This window comes from Lactobacillus sp. XV13L (genome assembly GCF_059900875.1).
Genome location: NZ_JBWXGD010000001.1, coordinates 129,122 through 149,333, shown reverse-complemented (window position 1 = coordinate 149,333; position 20,212 = coordinate 129,122). Strand labels below are relative to the sequence as shown.

Genomic DNA, 20,212 nt, shown 5'->3' with positions numbered 1-20,212 from the left:
TTGCTTGCCTCGGGACAAATGCTCCACTACGTGGAACAGTGAAATTTTCTTGAAGAATGTTTAAGGTGGCGCGTGCAATTACGGGCCCGCACTGATTAAAAAGATTGCACAAAGGCACAAACTGCGTTATCATAGTTGTGTATTAGAGATATAATACAGTAAAAAGGATGGTGAACTTGTGGAATTCAAGGATAACATTCCCATTTATCTACAGATCGAGCAGTATCTTTACCGGCAAATCGTTACCGGCAAGCTGCAGCCCGGCAAGAAGATTCCTTCCGTGCGTGAGTTGGCGCTGCAGCTGACGGTAAACGTCAATACGGTTCAAAGGGCGCTGCAGCAGATGAATATTGAGGGAATTCTATATACTAAACGCGGCGAGGGCAACTTCGTCACGGAGGACACGGAATTGCTTGAAAAAACTAAGCGGGGACTAATCAACGATGAATTAGCCAAGTTCGTGCAAAGCATGAATGCCTTAGGCGTCACGGATGAACAGATCCAGACGATTTTAAGCAAGTATTTGAATTAGGAGCATTATTATGACTGATCTTTTAGAAATTAAGGATTTGACCTACAAGAAAAATCAGAAAACAATCTTGCGGGATATAAATCTGGCGCTGCAGCCGGGCAGAATTGTCGCTCTTTTGGGTGAAAACGGGGCCGGGAAGACCACGCTCATGCGCATCATTGCCGGTATTGCCAAGAACTACCGCGGCAGCGTTGCCGTCAGCGGCCTCTTCAAGGAAGCGGAGCGCAAGGCCCACCTGTCCTTCACGGATGGCCTGACCGGCTTTAACAATTCAACCAAAATCAAGAACATTGTTAAGTTCTATGAGGTCATTTACGAGGACTTTGACAAAGAAGAATTTGAACAATTGCGGCAGTTCATGAAGCTGGATGAAGAGATGCGGCTGTCGCAGATGTCCAAGGGGATGCGGGAAAAACTGGTGATTGCCCTGACCTTCGCCCGCAAAGCCGACCTTTACCTGCTCGACGAGCCCTTTTCCGGCATCGACGCGATGGCCCGCAAGAAGATCATCAACTCGATTATCCTGTGGAAGGAAGAAAAGGCCACAATCCTGATTTCAGACCACTTTGTCAATGAAATTGCCAATTTGCTTGATGAGGTGGTCATCATCAAGGACAACACGATTTATGCGCACAAGTCCACCGAGGAGATCAGGGCGAATAACGTTAGTGTTGAGGATTACTACGAGGGGCTTTACCAAAGGGACGGTGAATAACATTGGCTATTTTCAATCGTTTGTTTGCCGAGCTGTTTAAGTCGAAGGCAAAAAGGGCCCACTCAATGCTATTAATTCAGGCTGTGGCTGTCATCGCAATGGTCGTTATTTCTTTTTTGGACAACCCATCATATGTTGTCGGAGCAACCTTTTCTAGCTTCTTCTCGCGGTCCTTAGAGATTTTTTCCTATTCGGCGCTCATTTTTGTGCCCGTTTTCTACGTGATTACGTGCTTTGCCAATGAACGGACCAACCGCAGCCAAACTTTTCGCTTGACCCCGATTAAAGACGGCCTGTTTTACGCCGACAATATCCTGAGCTCCTTTGTCGCTTTAGCCTATTACGGAATTATGGATGTCTTAGCAATTGTCCTGCTCAGCGCTGCATCGTACCTGACGGATGCAAACTTTCATAAGATGCTGCAGACCGACATGACGGATTTAAGAAGGATTATCGGGCAGGTTTCGTCTGACAAGGAGATCATGTTCCAGCTTTTTAGCCTGTTGATGCTTCTGATCCTGGCCAGTTTTCTGGTTTACTTTTTGGTCAGCTTTCTGAATTTTTCCAGCAGCGCGATTCTGGACTTTTTGCCCGAAGTTTCAAGTCGTGCGGCGCTGCGGGTAATCCGGGGCGTGCTGATCGTTCTCATTGCCTGGCTCCTGATCAAGGCCAACGATTTTTTGCGGATTATCATTACCTCGCCGATTGATTTCGTATTGGGCATTGGCGACCGCACAAACTCCGGACTGGGGCTTGCAATCATTATCATGCTGGCCATCGACCTCGTCTTTTTGACGATTAACATCTTCATTTTCGGGCGGTTTTTCGAAACCCGCGAAAAGAATTAATCTAAGCTGAACGGACACCGCACGGCAAAAGGTTGTTCACGGCTCAGGGAGAAAGGGCCGCTGGAGAAGAGAATTTGGAAAAATGAGGGCACACAAGGGGCACATTAACCATTTTTACGGGGAATTTTACTAAGGGGAGAAAGAACAATGGCTGTTTTTAGACGTTTATTTGCAGAATTATTCAGGCTGAAGAGCAAGAAGGCATACGCCATGCTGCTGGTTCAACTGGTCGGGGTACCGGTTATCGGCATCCTGAGTTTCGACAACATGGGCAATCATATGACGGGGTTCCGGCATGTTTATATCGGTAGCATCGACCTGACCTACTTTTTTTCCGGCCTGCTCGCCTTCTACTTTGTCTTTGCCATGCTGTTTTGCTTTATTTTTTATTTGCTCACCTGCACTGACAACGAGCGCATCAATCGCAGCCAGACGATGCGCTTGACGCCGCTCAGCGACGCCGGCTTTTACCTGGCCAACATCCTCAGTTCTTTGGTCACCTTCGTCTACTACGTGCTTTTGAATGTTCTGGTCATGGCAGTGCTGTTCGGCATTAATCTGGCGGTTAATTCCAGTTATCGCACTGGAATACCCGATATGATAAACAGTATCACGCACTACGGCATCCCGAGCGCGGCCGTCTTTAATTTCATGGCCTTGCTGCTGCTGGTCCTCTTAACCGGCCTGTTTGGCTACTTTTTGCTCAGCCTGATAAACTTTTCCAGCCAGTCGATTTTGGACTTCCTGCCGGGCGTGTCGAGCAAGACGGTGCTTAACGCGGTGCGCCTGATACTGATTATCTTCATGGCCTGGTTGTTTTTACGGGCCGAAAACATCATCATGCACATCCTGGTCTCGCCGTTTGAATTCCTGCTGGGAAGCAATTCCGGGGTCGACCTGGGACTGTCCAACGCGATCATGCTGACCATTGACCTCGTCTTTCTGGCCGCATCCGTCTTCTTATTCAGCCGCTTTTTCGAAGGACGCGCAAAAAATTGATCTGGCAATAGAGTCAGGCAAGCGGCCCGCTGCGCACTGGTATGCGTGCTTGTTAATACGGGCGGACGATTAATTGAGAAGAGGACCACGGTTTTTCAGAATTGTGTTAGAAGGAGAAAAAATGACAATTTTTAATCATTTGTTTACCGAATTATTTAGGTCAAAGGCCAGACGGGCCCATTCGCTGCTGCTCATTCAGTTCGTCGGTGCTTTGGCAATCGTGGTCATATCGGGCCTTAGTTCGGGTTCGTTTAGGGTATACATTGAGGGTCATTACACCAACAGCTTTTTTCCGGAACTCCTAACGATTTTTGCCAGTCTTTCACTGGCCTTTGTCCCGGTTTTTTATCTTATCACGTGTTTTGCCAACGAACGGACCAGCCGCAACCAGACCTACCGCTTGGTGCCAATCAATGACGGCCTGTTTTACGTCGACAACATTCTGAGTTCCTTCATTGCCGTGGTTTACTACGGGATTCTGAACGTTCTGTCAATCGGCGGCCTGTTTTGTGCAGCGTACTTCACGGACGCGGATTTTCACCGGCTAATGGGGCAAGATTTGCGAAACATCCAAATTGCGCTGCGGCGGGCCGACTTCAGCAAAGACCTGGCCATTCGGCTCGTCGAATTGTTGCTGCTGCTCGTTTTAATCAGCCTTTTGGCCTACCTCCTGATTAGTTTTTTGGGTATTTCCAGCAACGCGATTGTGGATTTTTTGCCCAACGTCTCCAGTCAGGCCGCCCTGCGCACCGTGCGTCTTGTGGTAATTATTCTCATTGCGTGGCTCCTCGTTAAGGGCAACGATTTCTTGCACCACCTTGCTGCTTCGCCGTTTGATTACCTGATGGGCAACTATGACAACTCCAGATTAGGATTTGGCCTGGGTCTCATGCTGGCGCTTGACCTCGTGTTCTTGGCCGCCAACATGTTCCTGATGAGCAGATTCTGCGAGTCCCGAACACAGAACTGATTTGCTGCGCCGCTTTATTAAGAGGGGCCCAACCGCAAATACCATGCCACTTAAAAAGAGCCCCCAAGCTTCAACTTGAGGGCTCTTTAAAATGCAATGAACAACTAGTGGCTTGCAGCCAGGTAGTCGTACAGCTGGTTGACTTCTTCGGGCGTGAATTCGCCTTCGCCGACCTTCATTGCGTGTATTTTTTCGACTGACAGGTGGCAGGCAAAGGCCAGGTCCGTATCAGTGACGTGATGCTTGACTTGATAATCAATAATCGCATTGGACAATTCTTCAGTTTGCTGATTCATAATAAATTCTCCTTCATCTCCATTTTAGCGAAAAGGCCACGAAAATTAAAGGGCGGTAGTTTTTAAAAGCCCTGAATCCGGTTGAACGGCCAGTACCTGAACTTGACCTTGCCAACCAGATTCTCCCGCTTCACGGGTCCGAAGATGTGCGAGTCCCGGGAAATGTCGCGGTGGTCACCCATCACATAGTAGTAGCCCTTGGGCACCTTGACCGTGAAGTTCGTGGTATAGGTCTGGCCGGCTTCGTTGGCCGCCTTTTTAAGGGGATTATTGAGGTAGGGCTCGGGGAAGAGCTTGCCGTTAATATACATCTTGTCATTTTTAGAAACAAGCGTGTCGCCCGGCAGTCCAATGATGCGCTTGATGTAAAGGGCACCTGGCGCGTCATTGGCGGCCTTTGGTGCCAGCAGGACAACCACATCGTTGCGTTTGGGCGTGAAGTGGCGCACGGAAATCAGCCGCTCACTGTTTTCAAACGTGGGCTGCATGGACGGGCCGGATACGTAATCGTTCGAGAGCACGTAGGTGAATAAAAGGTAAAAGATACCCAGGATGACCGCCATCATGACGACGACGTCAAGCAAAAACTTGCCTAGGCTTTCTTCTTCCTCGTCTCGTTTCTTCATTGCTTTTTTGACCATAATATTCTCCTTTATTGTGTTACTCTTTATTATAACTGAAATCCGGCCGATTGAATGGTAAAATCATTATAGGTATTCGAATATGACAGAATTTTTAGAAAAAATCAATCAACTAGACGCGGACATCGGCGACCGGCAGGTGCACGAGCAGGCGCAAGAGGTTGCCCAAATAATTTCCCACGTGGCCCGCCAGCAGGTTCTACCGGCGGCTTCCGACCCTTTGGGCCTGATGCCCGATGAGCTGGAAGAAATCGCCAGCCGGGTGGGGGAGGCCAAGCGGCGGCAGCTTGACGTTATCAACCATCTTTTCAACGGCCTGCGGCAATTTTTATCCGTTCACTACGGCGTTTGGTCCGTGCCCAACCGCGTCACGGCCCGGCTGTTTAAGCAGCTGGGCGTTATCTCCAGCCTGGAAATCATGGCGGGCAACGGCTTTTGGAGCAAGGCACTGAGCGAAGCGGGGGTTGCGACGGTCGCAACGGATTCTTTTGAGTGGGCCAGAACGTCCGCAACGGGCCATGAACCCTGTCACCCGGTCGTCAGGCTCGACGCACCAAGCGCAATCAGGCGCTTTTCATCCGTGCAGCTGATTATCTGCTCGTGGGCTCCCAACTTCAATAAAAGCGACATGCAGGCGATTGCGGCCTGGGAAAAATACAACCCCGGGGCCCACCTCATTTTTATTGGCGAAAAAAGGGGCGCGACCAATTCACCGACCTTTTGGCAAACGGCCCGTCTGGGCACAAGCCCGGCCTTGCGCCGGATAAACCGGTCACTGCGCAGTTTTGATTTTATTAACGAACAAGCCTTTGAGATAAAACATGAAATTTAAAAAAACAATTTTACTTATAGCCATCTTCTTATTGCTTCTGGGTGCGGGCAGCATGCTCTCCAACGTGCAGTCGCGCGCAGCCGACCAGCTGCTTGAGGCTTACGGCCTCAGCAACAACACGCGCTACTTCAACGTGCGGACCAAGCAGCCCGTCTCGTCGTTTCTGGGCTACCTGCAAAAGCACTACCCTAAAAACAAAATGCAGGTCCACCTGGTCAGCAGGGGCAAAACCAAGCAGACCTTAATCTGGTCCAATCATAACGTGGTCAAGCTGCCGACGGAGTCTGGACGCTATTTCTCCGTTGACGACTTTAAGGGCGCCGTCTCCTTTGCCGTGCTGGGTCTGAACGCAAAAGTGAAGGTCATGAAAACGCAGGGCAACCAGTACGTCGTTTTAAACGGCACGTATTACACCGTTGTCGGCACGCTCAAGCACTACCGGCAGATGAAGCAAAATGGCTATTACCTCACGACGGGGCCGCAGCAGCCGACGGGGCGGTTCAAACTGAAAAATTATGATATCATCGTTGACGGTTCGAGTCGGGCAATCAGGCGCGTGGCCGCGCACTACGGTGCCCGCATCAAGACGCCGGACTTCGTTAGGAACCACCAGGTTCACCGTTTTTCGGTCATCCGGGAAATTTTAGTCATCCTGCTGTTCACCGTGATCAGCGCGGCCTGCACTGTCTTCTTGGCGCTGATCGACTGGGAGACGGTCAAGCAGACGCACCTGAGCGGTGGTCTCCTGCAAAACTGGCTAATTAACCGCAGCGTGCGCATGGTACTAACAGAGGCCCTTTTGGCTGTTGCCGCATACTTTTTCCTGTGCTGGCGGGCGTTTTTCTCAAACCCGCGGCACTTGTTGGGGCTTCTACTGGGCTTCTGGCTGGTTCTTGCCTGCACTTACGGCTGCAGTATCTTGCACTTATTGCGAAAGGAAAATCACGATGCTTAACTTACCAGCAGACTTTGTTCAAAAGTACCACAAACTACTGGGTGAAGAACGCGCCGCCAGCTTTTTGGCTGCACTTGCACAAAAGCCAAAAAAGGCCTTCAGGATAAACCCGTTGAAGGCCCAGCAGAATGTGGCTTACCCCTTAGAGCGGCCCGTCCCCGCGGTTGCCAACGCCTGGTACGGGCACGTCCAGGGTCAGGATCCGGAGTGGGTCAGCGGAACGGTATACTCGCAGGAACCAGCCGCGATGTACCCGGCCCAAATTGCGGACGTTCAGCCGGGTGAACGCGTGCTCGACCTTTGTGCCGCCCCGGGGGGCAAGAGCACGGCCCTGGGCGAACGGCTTCAGGGAGAGGGGCTGCTTGTTGCCAATGAGATTGTCCGTCCCCGTGCCCGCGTCTTGCGCGAAAACCTCGAGCGCTGGGGCGTAGCCAATGCCCTGATTACAAGCGAGAAGCCGGAAGTCCTGGCCCGCCGGTTCCCGCGCTTCTTCACCAAGGTCGTCGTGGACGCACCGTGCAGCGGCGAGGGCATGTTCCGCAAAAACCCGCAGGCCACCGATTACTGGTCGCAGGACTACGTCTTAACGTGCCAGCGGCGGCAAAAGGAAATACTGACAGAGGCCGTAAAGTGCTTGCAGCCGGGCGGGACGCTGGTCTACTCAACCTGCACGTTTGCGCCCGAGGAAGACGAGCAGATCGTGGCCTGGCTGGTTGCTGAATTTGGCTTCAAGGTCAAACCGGTTGAGCTAAAAGGTATTCGCGTTGACCACGGCCACCCCGAATGGGCCCAAGGAGAAACAGCCGTGGCGGGCGCACTGCGCTTTTGGCCTAATGCGGGAATTGGCGAGGGCCAGTTCGTGGCCAAGCTCGTGCTGCCGGATTCTGTAGAGCAGGCTTTAGTCGGACCGCGCAAGAAGCAGCGCCGCAAAACCCCGCCGGGCGGGTTAGCTAGGGAGGAAGCAGAGTTTGTGAACGCAGTGCTGGGCCCGTTCAACCTGCCGTTAGGCCTGGCTGATTGGCGCAAGACCAGCCAGGTCAGTCAGGGGCACGTCTTTATTCCTGCCCTGCCCGCTGGCGACCTGCACCTTAGGGTGCTGAATAACGGTCTGGAGCTGGGCGTCTTAAAGAAAAAGCGGTTTGAACCGGGCCACCAGCTGGCGCTTGTTTTGGCGCAAGTTGCGCAGAGCCGCGTGGTCGAGCTGGGGGAGGAGGACTACCTGCATTACCTGCACGGTGAGACCGTCCTTGCTTCGAGCACCTTGCGCGGCTTCGTCTTGGTGAGCCGCCGTGGTTTGATTTTTTCTTTTGGCAAGCTTACTGCAAGCGGCGTCCTTAAGAACTTTTACCCCAAGGGCCTGCGGATACTGAAGAAGGATTGAAGGATTACGAATGATTAAATTAATTGCAACAGACATGGACGGCACCTGGCTGACCGATGATAAGACCTATGACGAAGAGCTTTTCCTGCGGGAATTCGCGCTAATGCAAAAGCGGGGCATTAAGTTCGTGGTTGCCAGCGGCAACCAGTTCGAAAACCTGTACGCACGCTTCCCCAAGGTGGCCGATAAGCTTTACTTTGTGGCGGAAAACGGGGCGCTGGTCGCGCAGGGGCGCCAGGTCATCCACGTTGAATGCCTGTCGGATGCAAACTGGCGGACCATCCTGCACATAACGCGGCAGCATGATGAAAGGGTGACGGTGTCGGGGCTTGCGAGTGCGTATGTGCTTGCCAGTGCCGGTGCTGATTACGCCCGGGACTTAAAAAAGTACTACGACAAGCTGACCGTTGTCTCTGACTTTGACCACCTCGACGACCAAATTTTCAAGGCGACGTTTTCCGTTGCCGCCCCCAAGATGCCGTCCATGCTGGCGGAACTCGAGCGGGACTACCCGCAGCTTGGTTTTGTATCCGGCTCCGCAACATCCATTGACATGTCGACCAAGGGCATGAATAAGGCCGCCGGCCTCAAGTACCTGGCCGCCAAATTCAACATTAATCCGCGCGAGATGGCCGCGTTTGGGGACAGCGGCAATGACGTCGGCATGCTCAAGTATGTCGGCCGCAGCTATGCCACCGCGACGGCGCTGCCAAGTGCCAAAAGGGCTGCGGGCCGGGTAATCGGTTCAAGCAACGACAGCGCGGTTCAAAGGGAAATTTGGCACATGCTGAACAATTAAGCCGTTATTGCGGCACAGACCAAAAAATATGCTAAGCAAAAATTGCTTAGCATATTTTTTATTATGTAAAGTTAAACCAATTGGTCGAGCAAATTCTTCAGCGGCCAGTCGTAATACTTCTTAATCGTGGTCAATGCGCTCAGGTCGCTTTGCCCGTAGACGGCCATCAGACCGGCCAGTTCCTGCTGCCAGTTCATGATCACGTGCAGCAAGCCTGCGGCACCTTTTTGCTGCAGCGTCTGCAAAAAGACGTTGGAGATGCCGACAAACTTGCCGCCGAGGCAGAGCCCCTTAAAGACGTCCAGCGGGTTGCGCACGCCGCCGGAAACAATGAAGTCGACCCCTTCTTGTGCGACTTGCAGGGCGGAAATGACGGTGGGCAGACCGACGTCTTCGAGGTAGGAGAGGTCGCTCGGGTTGCGTGCGTTCTCAATCTGCGCGAAGTTGGTTCCACCGCTGCCGGCAACGTCAAACATGGTAAAGCCCGCGCCCTGCAGCAGGCGGACGCTTGCACTATCCAGGCCGAACCCGACTTCCTTGATGATGATCGGCACGGTAAGCGTCTGGCGGAGATTTTGCAGATTATCCAGCCAGTAAAAATCACGCTCGCCCTCAGGCATCGCAATCTCCTGCACGGTGTTCAAGTGCACCTGCAGGGCATCCGCGCCAAGTGCGCTAACGATTTCTTGTGCATCCTTGGGGCTCGTCTTGGCGTTAATGTTGGCCAGCACCACCCCGTCCGGGTTTTCCGTCCGCGCAACCGAGAAGCTGTCCAGCTGCTCCTTCTCCTTCACCAAAATGCTGGCTGAGCCCAAGGCCAGTCCGATGTGTGCGGCGCCTGCAATTCTTCCCAGGGACCGGTTGACGGCAAAAGATTTCTTTGATCCGCCGGTCATTGCATTGATGAAGAAGGGGGCGGCCACGGGTTTATCAAACATCGTCGTTGCAATTGCGCGGGGCTCCACCCGCGTTTCCGGCAGGGCCGGACGGAGCAGGTGCATTTGGTCAAAGCTGTTGGCCTTGTCCGCTTGGTAAAATTTTTGGGCTAACTGCAGGTGGTCCTCTTTGCGTTCAGATCTTACAGACATATCTTCTCCTTACTGCGTGGCTTTTGCCTGGTGCACGTGAAAGTCCAGCGGCATGATGCCGTTTTGGCGCCATTCCCGTTCAAGTGCGCTAACGTTGGTAGTCTCATCAGCGATGACGATTCCACAGTCGCCGTTGCCGGCACCAGAAGTCTTAGCCGCTCCGCCGAAGGCCTCCGCGATGGTGATCAATTTGGATAAGCGGGGAATCTCGATTGCAATCTGGTTAATCTGTGCAAAGTGCTGCAGAAGACTGCGGTTAACCCTGATTTGCTTCTTGATCAGCTTGATGTCATTTTCTTCAAAACCGTCAACCATCTTCAACACGCACGACCTGGATAAACTGAGGAAATCCTTGTATTCATTGTTGAGCGCGGCTTTGTTGGCGTTGGTTTCATCGACCAGGCGCGAGGTCGATGCCGGCTTTTGACTCCACCCAATGATCAGTTTCATGCCTTTTGGCGGGGTCAAAAGCTGGACTTTCAGTCCGGGCCATGCTTCGCTGACGACCGCCGATAGCGTTTTCTGTGCCAGTTCTCGGCGCAGCCAGGCCTTGTCAAAGGTCTGGTAGGCAATCCACCCGCCGTAGACGCTTGCTGCAATATCGCCGGCAGAACCGTTGCCCTGAACGGAATAGTGCGAAATGGCGGATAATTTATAAACGAGTTCGTTAGTGAAGGGAACGTGGTAAAAACGCAAGATTGCCTTGACCGTTGCCACCGTAACGGCAGCGCTTGAGCCGAGGCCATACTTCTTGCCGTCGGCTGAGTCTAAATCGGAATTGACGTGGAGGTCATAGAGCTTCATCTTGATCTTCTGTTCAATGCAGAAGCGCTCGGTGTATGAAATGGCTGCCAGGATGTATTCGAAGGGGTTGTCCCGGTTGTCAATCACCATCTTGGCGCCCCGCCTGGCCCAGTGAATCGAGTTTTGGGAGTATTGCTTCGAGTGAATCAGACCCGTGGCAGAGTTGGTTTTAGTAATTGAAACGCGGATAAACTGGTTGACCGCAACTAAAATTGCGGGGCAGTTGGCTTCTAAAACGGCGTATTCACCCGCAACATATAATTTTCCGGGTGCTTGTTCTGTTATCAAAAGAATTTAATCTCCTAATCCATTAATACGGTAACTAGTCCAGATATAAGAGACCAGGACCAAAAGTTTGCATTACTATCTTAACATTCTCAAATTCTGATACAAACTGCTTAGTAATTTCTTTGACATTTTTTAACTGACACAGAATTTTGACGTTGGGTCCGGCGTCAATCGTGTAGTAACATTCAATCCCGGTACGGCGCAGTTTTTGAACCAGGGCAATTGCTTTTAACGTTGCGGGCGCAAAGTAGGTGAAGTCCGGCCACGCGGTTAGGTTGACCGCGTGCATCTCGTTTGCATTCAATTCGGCCAGCTGGCCCAGGGCCGTAAAGTCGCTTGCCCTGACTGCCGCGATCATCGCCGCCAGTTCCTGGTCGTTGCGTGCCAGCCACGGTTTGAAGAAGGGCGACGTTTGCGCCTGCTCCATGCCGCTAGTAGAAGGCAAGTCCTTGGGCTTATCATCTAGCTCAACGGCCAGAAGGCGCAGGTCCATCTGGGGCTCTTCGTCCAGCGGGTAGGCAAAGGACGAGGCGTCGCTTTCGCCCTTTTGCCAGACGGCAAAGCCGCCGTAGACCGACCTAGAAGCCGAGCCGGAACCCAAGCGGGCAAGGCGGGACAGTTCCCGGCGGTCAACGTGGAGGTCATAATAAGCACAAAAAGCCCCGGCAAGCGCCGCAAAGGCGGAGCTAGACGATGCCAAGCCGGCCGCGGTCGGAACGTGGTTGGTCGACGTGACCGTCAAGTTGCCGCTCACGCCGAACTTTTCCTGCAGCAGTTTAACGTAGGAAAAAACGCGCTGGCGGCTCCGGCCCACCTGTTCGACGCCATTCAAATAGAAGTGCTTTTCGGCACTGGCGGAAACCGCCGTATCCGTATAAAAACGGTCCAGCGTCATTGACAGGCTGGACATTAAGGGCAGGCGCAACCGGGCGTCGGCTTTGCCCCAGTACTTGATTAGCGCAATGTTGGTGTGTGCACGAACGGTTTTTTTCATTAAATCTCCTCAATCCAGCTGTCAGCAGCAATCTTTTGACTCTTGGCGCTAATTGCGCGCGCAACCGCCCGCGTGGGGCACAGGGCGATGACGATGCCGCCGAGGCCGCTGCCCGAGAGCTTGAAGCCCAGCGCACCGTTGGCCAGCGCGATTTTTTCCAATTCGTCGATCTTGGCGGTGGACAGCGCAAACGAGCGCAGAATCGCCTGGGCGCGGGTGAAGCAGTGGCCAACGCTCTTTTGGTCACGCCTAAGCCAGGCCTTTTTGACCTCGTCTGTCAATTGCCCCAGGTGCGCAAGCCGAGCGCGCGCTTTCTCCTGCTTTTCCACCTGCCGCTGAACCTGGGCCACGGCCTCTTTGGTGCTGCCCAATTCGCCCGTATCCATGATCAGGAGCACGGCGCCCAGCTGTGCCGCCAGCGTTTTGGCGCCCATTTCTTTGTTAAAAAAGATAAGGTGGTCGGAGTCAACGGCGGCCGCATCCAGACCAGAGGCCTTGCCGTGATTGATTGTCTCCGCGTGGTTGGTAATGGCGCTGACCTCGTTTGGGGACAAGCCGAGGTCAAAGTATTCGTCCAGCGCCTTGGTTGTTGCCAGCGCCACCGTGGCACTGGAGCCAAACCCGCGTTCCGTAGGAATTTTACCGGTGTAGGTGATTTTGAGCGCTTCGGGCCGGTTCGTCTTTGCCAGCGTCGTCTTCACCACGTACTTGAGCCCATCGTACTCGCTTGGAGCCGCGAAGAACGGGCCGTGATAGCACGCCGTGTCCATCCACATTGCCCCCGCCGGCTCAACCGTCGTTTTAATGTGCAGCGTCTTGATGGGCATTGCCAACGCGTCATAGCCGTAAACGACCGCGTGCTCACCAATCAGGATGACCTTGCCGTGTGCTAAATAAGAGCATTTCATTTTATTTAAGATCCTTAATGTTTGAAAAAATTTTGTTGTCCTATGCTAAAATAAGTAGCAAAGGAGAAGAGAACAAATGATCAAGATTTTAGTCGGTCGGCAGACGGATCGCCTGCAAGAAAAAATTCTAGAGCGGGCAGTCACAAATTACCAGCGGCTGCCTGAACACAAAACCTTTGTCATTGTCCCTAATCACATTAAGTTTACCACAGAAGTGCGGGCAATAGACAGGCTGGCATTGAGGCAAGATACCGCTGACGCCGCGGTTAAAAACCTGCAGGTGCTGTCGTTTTCGCGCCTGGCGTGGTTCTTTTTGCGTGATGCGCCGGACGGCTTGCCCACCCAGCTCGATGATGCGGCCGCAGCGATGCTACTAGCAAAAATCATTGAACAGGAAAAAGACAAGCTGCACCTGTTCAAGGTGGTTACGCCCGGCCTAGTCAAGCAGCTCTACGACACAATACTGCAGGTGCGTGAGGGCAACGTGGACCTGGGCGATTTGGACGACAGCCACATGGACCCTGAGACCAAGGCCAAGGTGGCAGACCTCAAGGTTATTTATGACGCCTTCATTGCCGCAATCACCGGCAAATTTTCCACCGCCAACGAGGTGCAGCTGCAGCTGAACGAATACCTGGCGCGCCGGACGGACTTGGGGCAGACGGACTTCTACTTTTCTGATTTTTCCCATTTTTCGCTACAGGAATGCCTGACGATCAAGCTCTTGATGCTGCACGCGCACAGTGTGACCCTGGCGTTTAAAACCAAGACGGGCGACCTCAACCCAAGTCCCAAGCCAGGCGACTATGACTACGTCATCCAAAAGACCATCGGTCAATTGGTCGACTTCATTAAGAAACGCAGCCTCAATTATACGGTCGAGAAGACGCCCGTAGCGGCTAACCCCACGAAGCGTGAGCTGCTGAACGCATTTTGGACCGGCGCAATCAATACGCCCGATAGCCTCGACCAGGTGCAGCTGGTGCGTGCAGACAACCGTTACGCCGAGGCCTACTTCGTTGCGCGCACGATCTACCAGCAGGTGGCTTTGGGGCATTACCGCTACCGCGACTTTCTCGTGCTGGCTCCCAACCTGCACGAATACGAGACCTATTTGACCCCAATCCTGCGGCAAAACCACATTCCCTTCTTCGATGACCTGCAGCAGGAGATGAAATATCACCCCCTAGTCGTTCTGATTGAGAGCGTCGCGCAGCTTCTGCGCAAGCCGCTGCAGACTCAGAGCATGCTCACGGTGATGAAAACCCAGCTGATCATTCCCGACTGGTACCAAAACGACGCCGCGTACATTCACGATGTTGATGAACTGGAAAACTTTGTGCTGGCCCACGGCATCAACCACAACCTATGGAAGCGGGACTTTTCGACTTACGTTGCGGCCGAAGTGATCCGCCTTGATCAGTTTCCGGCCGAGGTGGCCAAAATCGGCAAGCTCAAAGACTACTTCGTCAAACGGATCGGGCGTGTTTTAACCGCCATGGACAAGGAGGCGGACACGCAGAAGGCCATCACGATTTTCTTCAACTTCTTGACGCGTACGGGCGTCCCGGCGACGCTTGAAAAATGGCGCGCAGACGCCCAGGAAAGGGGCGACCTCCAGCAGGCCCGGCAGTCCGAACAGGTTTGGGACCTGCTGATCAGCCTGCTCCACGACTACCTGCTGATCAACCCGGACGAGTTCGATGCCGGCCAATTTTTTGACGTCCTCATCAACGGCTTCAAGGAAGCAGCCTTTGCACAGATCCCTTCGACGATGGACGCCGTCAACCTTTCCGAAACCGGGATTGTCCAGGTCAGCGGCTACAAGCAGGTCTTCATCATGGGCGCGACCAGCACGGGCCTGCCCCAGATCGAGACCACGCCGGGCCTTTTGAGCACGGAAAACCTGGAACGGATGAGTCCAGACTTCGGCGAAGACTCCTATATCGAGGACCACCAGCAGCTGAGCAACCTTGACCAGAACTACCAGTTTGGCGGTTCGCTGGCGCTTGCGCAGGACAAGGTGTACCTGACGTGTCCGGTAGCCAACGTGGATAACGAGGCAATCGCGCCCTCCCTTTACTATGAGCGGATCAAAAAGGCCGGTGCCCCGGAATTCAACCAGCACAACTTGCCGGAGGAGAAGAAGGACCTGCTGGGCTTTTTGACCAATCCTGAGGCCAGCCTGGGCTACCTGACCTACCTCAACCAAAGCAAAGCAGCGGTAGACGTCTCTGACCTCTTGCAGTTGACACGCAGCTACCTGCCGCAGAAAACGGCGGCGATTCTTAAGGCCAGCCAGTTTGTTAATGAACCCGGCGATATCGGGGCGGAATTGGCCCAGGAATTGTACGGGCCCAACCTGAATTCATCGGTGTCCCAACTGGAAACTTTTTACGAAAATTCGTACGAGTACTTCCTAAACTACGGGCTGCGCCTGCACAAGCGCTTTGAAAATGAATTAGACGTGATCCAGGCGGGCAACTACTTCCACGAAACCTTCGACCTGCTGGTCAAGGAGTTAGATAAGCGCGCGCTGGACCTGGCAGAAATTGACAGCGTGACCCTGCAGCACGTGCTCGAGCAAGTGCGTTCCACCATGAAGGAGGAGGCCCGCTACCAACAGCTGCTCAACGATCCCTTCAACCAATTTTTGTTTAAGTGCCTCGATCAAACCACCTCCAAGGTGGCGTTTAACTGGCAGCGTGCGGTTCAAAAGACGCCCCTGCGTGCCCGGTATTCCGAATTGAGCTTTGGTCCGGGTGAAAAGGTTAAGGGGCTCAACTTTAGGGTTCCTGATCTGGCCGGCGAGCACTACGTGAACCTGCGCGGCAAAATGGACCGGGTCGATCTGGCCCAGGAGCCGGATCAAGACGGTGTTTTGGCCCAGGTGATCGACTACAAGTCATCGGCCAAGAAGTTTAACCTTGGCCTTTTTTACAACGGAATCGCGCTGCAAATGGTGTCATACCTTGACGTGCTGGCCCAAAACAAACGCTTCTTTGCGGGCAGCGCGCAGCTCGACCTGCTGGGCGCATTCTACCAGACCGTCACCAGGCAGACCGAGCGGCTGAACGGCAAAGAGCTGTACACCAGCAGCCTGCAGCTTAAGCAGCCCAATCTGGACGGCAAGATGCGGCTGAAGTACACGGGCGTGATGACCAACGATGAGCTCCTGATGCTTGACGCCGAGCCCGACCTCAAGAGTAGCGGCACGTCATCAAGTCTTTATTCCGGCGTCAATTCAAAAAAGGACAGTAGCCTGAGCTTTCGCGGCAACGCCTTTAGCGCAGAGGAACTCAAGCTGCTGCTTAAGTACGACGAGGAACTAATTAAGGAGGCTTCCAGCCAGATCCTATCGGGCAGAATCCGGCTTAACCCGTACAAATATGGCAATGGCATCAACGCTTTATCGTATTCCGACTACCGCGACATCTTCTTTTTTGATGCAATGCTCAAAGAAAACAAGTACCACCAGATTGGCGGCCTCACGAAGAAGGAACTGCTTAGAAAAATCAGGGAAAAACTAGGGGAAGGAGACGAATAATGGCCCAGTTTACGAAGGAACAACAAAAAGCAATTGACGACCGGAACCTGGACGTTCTGGTTTCCGCCTCCGCGGGCAGCGGCAAAACCACGGTCTTGGTGCAGCGCCTGCTGCAGGAGATTCTGGCGGGAACGGATGTCGATCGCCTGCTGGTGGTGACCTTTACCAAGGCAGCCGCGCAGGAAATGAAGGACCGCATAAAAACAGTGCTGCAAGAGGAGATGGCCCGTAGCAGCGAAACGAGTTACCTGCGTCGCCAGCTCAACCTGGTCGATACGGCCAACATCTCAACGATTGATGCCTTTTGCTTGGACGTCATTCACCGGTTTTACTACGTCATCGACCTTGATCCCGGGTTCAGCATCCTGACCGATGAAACCCAGGCGGAGCTGATGCGCGAACGTGCGCTGCGCGAGGTTGAGGCGGAATTTTTGGAGAACGGGGACGAGAATTTTATTGCCTTTTACAATAACTTTGCCGGCGATAGGGACGCCGAATCAGCCCAGAACCTGCTGCTCGACCTGTACGACTACGCGATGGCCAAACCGGATTACCGCGACTGGCTCAAGGGTTTGGCCGCAAAATACGAGACTGGCGCAGCGGTGGTTGAGACTAGCTTGTGGCAGGATAAGGTCAAGCCCTACCTCCTGACCACTTTTACCAGTTTGCAGCAAAGAGTGGACCAGCTTGCAGGCGACCCGGTGATGGCGACCACGGAATTGGCCAAGGTGAATAAGACGCTCACGGTCTTTAGTGGTAGCCTCATACGCTACATAAAAAGCCTCGCTGACGATGAAGCATACGACAAGCAGCGTGAGAATCTGCGCAGCTGCGTTTTCACCGGTGGAATGCGCAAATCCAGCAAGTGGGATGAGGACATCCAGGACTTCTATGAAGAGTGCCGCGACCTTAAGGACGAAGCCGCTGAGCAGGTCTTTACGTCGTTCACGTCCTTTTACGCAACAAGCGAACAGGAGCAGCTTGAGCTGCTGGCCCGCGGCCAAAAAATCATGTCCGCAGTCACAAAGGCCGAGTTGGCCCTGATTGACCGCTTCGGCCAGCTTAAGCGGGCGGAAAATCTGCTTGACTACAGCGACATGGAACAGCTGGCTTACCAAATCCTTAGTCAGGACACGTCAGCCGCGCAGATGGCGCGGTCGTTCTACCAGGACAAGTTCACCGAGATCATGGTCGACGAGTACCAGGACATCAACGCCCTGCAGGAAAAAATCCTGCAGCTGGTTAAAAAAGACGGGCAGAACAACCTTTTCATGGTGGGTGACGTCAAGCAGTCCATCTATGGCTTCCGGCAGGCCGACCCCGGTCTATTTCTGCACAAGTACCAGGAGACGGCCAAGAAGGAAAACAAGGGGGCAGAGCGCATTTTGCTGTCCGCAAACTTTCGCTCCACTAAGCCGGTGATCGACCTGGTCAACAAGATTTTTTCCGGCGTTTTGACGCCTGCTTTTGGCGGCATCGATTACGCTAAGGAGGGCCGGCTGGTTCTGGGCGCGGACTATTACCCCCAAAACCTGCCCCACGCCGCGGAAATCATTTACCACGAGCAAAACAAGGAGGCCCCGGAGGACGAGGAGGTCGATTCAGCGGAGATTGCAATGGTAATCAACCGCATCAAGCAGTTTAAAAATGAGCACCTGAAGGTCTATGATGCCGGCCTTAAAACAACTCGGCCCTTCGCGTACAGCGACATTGCAATCCTGACCAGGAGCCGCAGCGCCAATCTAGCAATTATGCAGGAGTTTGCTAAGAACGACCTGCCGCTCCTGGTGACCGATGCCAAAAATTACTTCCAGACGCTTGAACTGACGGTTATCATGAACTACCTGCGGATAATCGATAATCCCGACCAGGACATCCCGCTGGTGGCTGTTTTGCGCTCGCCCCTTTTCAACTTTACGGAGTCTGACCTGGCCCAGATCAGGGTTCACAGCAAAAACACGAGCTTCTACAGCGCACTGACGGCCTACGTTGCGGTTCATGATCCACTGGGCCAGGAGGTCAAGGACTTCCTAAATCAGCTGGAGGACCTGCGCCAGTTTGCGACCACGCACCGCATTTCCGAACTAATCTGGAGCATTTACGAGCGTACCGGCCTCTTGGAAATCATGACTGCACTGCCCAACGGCAAGCAGCGCCGGGTTAACCTGGAGTCTTTGTACGAGCGTGCCGCTTCCTATGAGAGTGCCGGCTTTAAGGGACTTTATCAGTTTATCAACTTCATCGAACGCATGCGCCGCAGCCAGAAGGACCTGGCCCAGCCGCTGCTTAATAAGGAGGCAGGCGACTCGGTCAGGTTGATGACGGTACACGGCGCGAAGGGGCTGGAATTCCCCATCGTGTTCTACATCGGGATGCAGCACCGCTTTCAGACGCGGGATTTGAGCGGCAACTACATCATTAATTCCGATAACGTGGGTCTGACCCTGCGCCTTGAACACTACCGTGCCGACACGCTGCTCAAGGCGGTCGATAATATTGCTAAAAAGAAACAGATACTGGAGGAAGAGGCCCGGATAATGTACGTCGGCATGACCCGCGCCCGGCAGAAGCTGATCCTGGTCGCTGACGTGAAGAACCTGCCCAAAAACATCCAGACGTGGAAGCACCAGAACAGGGCAGGGCAGATGACGCTTTCCAGCAAGCTGGGCGCAACGAGCCCCATGAGTTTCATCGGGCCAACAGTAGGCTTCGAGCAGCACATAAGCCAGTCGATCAAAGACGTAACCAGAGTCCTGGATGAGGGTGAGGACCTCCTGTTTTTGCGCTACCAAGACGAAAAAATTGCAGCCGAAGAAACAATCGGGGACAAGCCAGTTAAACCGGAACGCGATAACGCGCTGCTAGACAGGACGGCCAGGCGTCTTTACGCCTTTAAGTACGCCTTTAAGGATGCTAGCCGGACGACGGCTTACCAGTCCGTTTCGGAGATCAAGAAGGCGTTCAACGACCCGGTGGAGAGTGAGCTTGAAAATGCCCGCCTCTTGCCCTCGACCAACCGCTACCTGCAGCCGATTGATACCAAGCCCAACTTTCTCTTTGAAACCAAGTTTACCGGTGCAGAAATCGGGACCGCGATGCACCTGCTCTTGCAGTACTACGACTATAAGGGAAGGGGCGACGACGAGCAGCTTGACGCCGAGATTAAGGACCTGGTGAAGCACAACAAGCTTAACCCCGAGATTGTGCCCAGTCTGCGCAAGGACCAGATCAATTGGTTCGTCCACAGCGCCTTTACCGCCGAATTTTGGCAGAGTCCTGAAAAGCTTAAGCGCGAAGTCGAATTTTCAAGTTTATTGCCCGCCTCCAGCCTGTTTGGCGAATTCAGCGATCCGACGGCTAAAATTCTGGTTCATGGTACAATTGACGGTTATTTCATTGAAAATGATGGCATAATATTATTTGATTACAAGACAGACTACGTTGACCCCGCACACCCAGAGCAGTCCATCGCCGCAATCAAGCAAAAGTACACGGGCCAGCTGCGTCTGTACGAGCAGGCGCTGAATTACTTTGCGGGCAAACACGTGACCCACAAGTACCTGATTCTATTGGGCGCTAAAAGTGTTGTAGAGATTAAGTAAGGGAAAGATAAAA

The 20,212-nt window shown here is 53.4% G+C and carries 17 protein-coding genes; 11 read left to right on the top strand and 6 right to left on the bottom strand.

Annotated elements, in window-relative coordinates; translation table 11 throughout:
* Positions 1-178: 178 nt before the first annotated feature.
* The 5 genes from AC2JF6_RS00700 (at position 179) to AC2JF6_RS00680 (ending at position 4,064) form a co-directional block, all read left to right on the top strand.
* Positions 179-532: a GntR family transcriptional regulator gene (locus tag AC2JF6_RS00700; protein ID WP_500728823.1), complete on the top strand. Its 354-nt coding sequence runs from the start codon at positions 179-181 to the stop codon at positions 530-532.
* Positions 533-542: 10 nt separating this feature from the next.
* Positions 543-1,247, top strand: coding sequence for an ABC transporter ATP-binding protein (locus AC2JF6_RS00695; RefSeq protein WP_500728822.1), 705 nt, complete (start codon positions 543-545; stop codon positions 1,245-1,247).
* 2 nt (positions 1,248-1,249) lie between these two features.
* Entirely contained in the window at positions 1,250-2,095 is an 846-nt protein-coding gene (locus tag AC2JF6_RS00690) for a hypothetical protein (RefSeq protein ID WP_500728821.1), read from the top strand.
* A 147-nt stretch (positions 2,096-2,242) separates the two neighbouring features.
* Positions 2,243-3,094, top strand: a complete 852-nt coding sequence (locus AC2JF6_RS00685) for a hypothetical protein (RefSeq protein WP_500728820.1) — start codon at positions 2,243-2,245, stop codon at positions 3,092-3,094.
* Positions 3,095-3,215: 121 nt separating this feature from the next.
* Positions 3,216-4,064: a hypothetical protein gene (locus AC2JF6_RS00680; RefSeq protein ID WP_500728819.1), complete on the top strand. Its 849-nt coding sequence runs from the start codon at positions 3,216-3,218 to the stop codon at positions 4,062-4,064.
* Positions 4,065-4,168: 104 nt separating this feature from the next.
* Here AC2JF6_RS00680 and AC2JF6_RS00675 read toward each other — a convergent pair whose 3' ends face one another.
* Positions 4,169-4,360 (bottom strand): LBP_cg2779 family protein, encoded by a 192-nt coding sequence (locus AC2JF6_RS00675; RefSeq protein WP_500728818.1) that lies wholly within the window; start codon positions 4,358-4,360, stop codon positions 4,169-4,171.
* Between the two features lie 62 nt (positions 4,361-4,422).
* Positions 4,423-5,001, bottom strand: coding sequence for a signal peptidase I (lepB, locus tag AC2JF6_RS00670; RefSeq protein ID WP_500728817.1), 579 nt, complete (start codon positions 4,999-5,001; stop codon positions 4,423-4,425).
* An 82-nt stretch (positions 5,002-5,083) separates the two neighbouring features.
* Here lepB and AC2JF6_RS00665 point away from each other — a divergent pair, with 82 nt between their 5' ends.
* The 4 genes from AC2JF6_RS00665 to AC2JF6_RS00650 are packed head-to-tail and all read left to right on the top strand — an operon-like array spanning position 5,084 to position 8,968.
* A complete protein-coding gene (locus AC2JF6_RS00665) occupies positions 5,084-5,833 on the top strand; it encodes an SAM-dependent methyltransferase (protein ID WP_500728816.1) in 750 nt (249 codons plus the stop codon).
* Positions 5,823-6,788: a hypothetical protein gene (locus tag AC2JF6_RS00660; RefSeq protein ID WP_500728815.1), complete on the top strand. Its 966-nt coding sequence runs from the start codon at positions 5,823-5,825 to the stop codon at positions 6,786-6,788. The genes AC2JF6_RS00665 and AC2JF6_RS00660 overlap by 11 nt, the downstream gene beginning before the upstream one ends.
* Positions 6,781-8,169, top strand: a complete 1,389-nt coding sequence (locus AC2JF6_RS00655) for an RsmB/NOP family class I SAM-dependent RNA methyltransferase (protein ID WP_500728814.1) — start codon at positions 6,781-6,783, stop codon at positions 8,167-8,169. Before AC2JF6_RS00660 ends, AC2JF6_RS00655 begins: the two co-directional genes overlap by 8 nt.
* A gap of 10 nt (positions 8,170-8,179) precedes the next feature.
* A complete protein-coding gene (locus tag AC2JF6_RS00650) occupies positions 8,180-8,968 on the top strand; it encodes a Cof-type HAD-IIB family hydrolase (protein WP_500728813.1) in 789 nt (262 codons plus the stop codon).
* Between the two features lie 71 nt (positions 8,969-9,039).
* Here AC2JF6_RS00650 and fni read toward each other — a convergent pair whose 3' ends face one another.
* The 4 genes from fni to mvk are packed head-to-tail and all read right to left on the bottom strand — an operon-like array spanning position 9,040 to position 13,050.
* On the bottom strand, positions 9,040-10,056 hold the full coding sequence (gene fni, locus AC2JF6_RS00645; protein WP_500728812.1) for a type 2 isopentenyl-diphosphate Delta-isomerase: 1,017 nt from the start codon (positions 10,054-10,056) through the stop codon (positions 9,040-9,042).
* A 9-nt stretch (positions 10,057-10,065) separates the two neighbouring features.
* Complete coding sequence (locus AC2JF6_RS00640; RefSeq protein ID WP_500728811.1) at positions 10,066-11,148, bottom strand: phosphomevalonate kinase; 1,083 nt, start codon at positions 11,146-11,148, stop codon at positions 10,066-10,068.
* Positions 11,149-11,182: 34 nt separating this feature from the next.
* Positions 11,183-12,142, bottom strand: coding sequence for a diphosphomevalonate decarboxylase (mvaD, locus tag AC2JF6_RS00635; protein ID WP_500728810.1), 960 nt, complete (start codon positions 12,140-12,142; stop codon positions 11,183-11,185).
* A complete protein-coding gene (gene mvk, locus AC2JF6_RS00630) occupies positions 12,142-13,050 on the bottom strand; it encodes a mevalonate kinase (RefSeq protein ID WP_500728809.1) in 909 nt (302 codons plus the stop codon). Before mvk ends, mvaD begins: the two co-directional genes overlap by 1 nt.
* A gap of 76 nt (positions 13,051-13,126) precedes the next feature.
* Between mvk and AC2JF6_RS00625 the strand changes: the two genes are divergently transcribed.
* Both AC2JF6_RS00625 and addA read left to right on the top strand, forming a co-directional pair.
* Entirely contained in the window at positions 13,127-16,597 is a 3,471-nt protein-coding gene (locus AC2JF6_RS00625) for a PD-(D/E)XK nuclease family protein (protein ID WP_500728808.1), read from the top strand.
* A complete protein-coding gene (gene addA, locus AC2JF6_RS00620) occupies positions 16,597-20,199 on the top strand; it encodes a helicase-exonuclease AddAB subunit AddA (protein ID WP_500728807.1) in 3,603 nt (1,200 codons plus the stop codon). Before AC2JF6_RS00625 ends, addA begins: the two co-directional genes overlap by 1 nt.
* Positions 20,200-20,212: the final 13 nt, after the last annotated feature.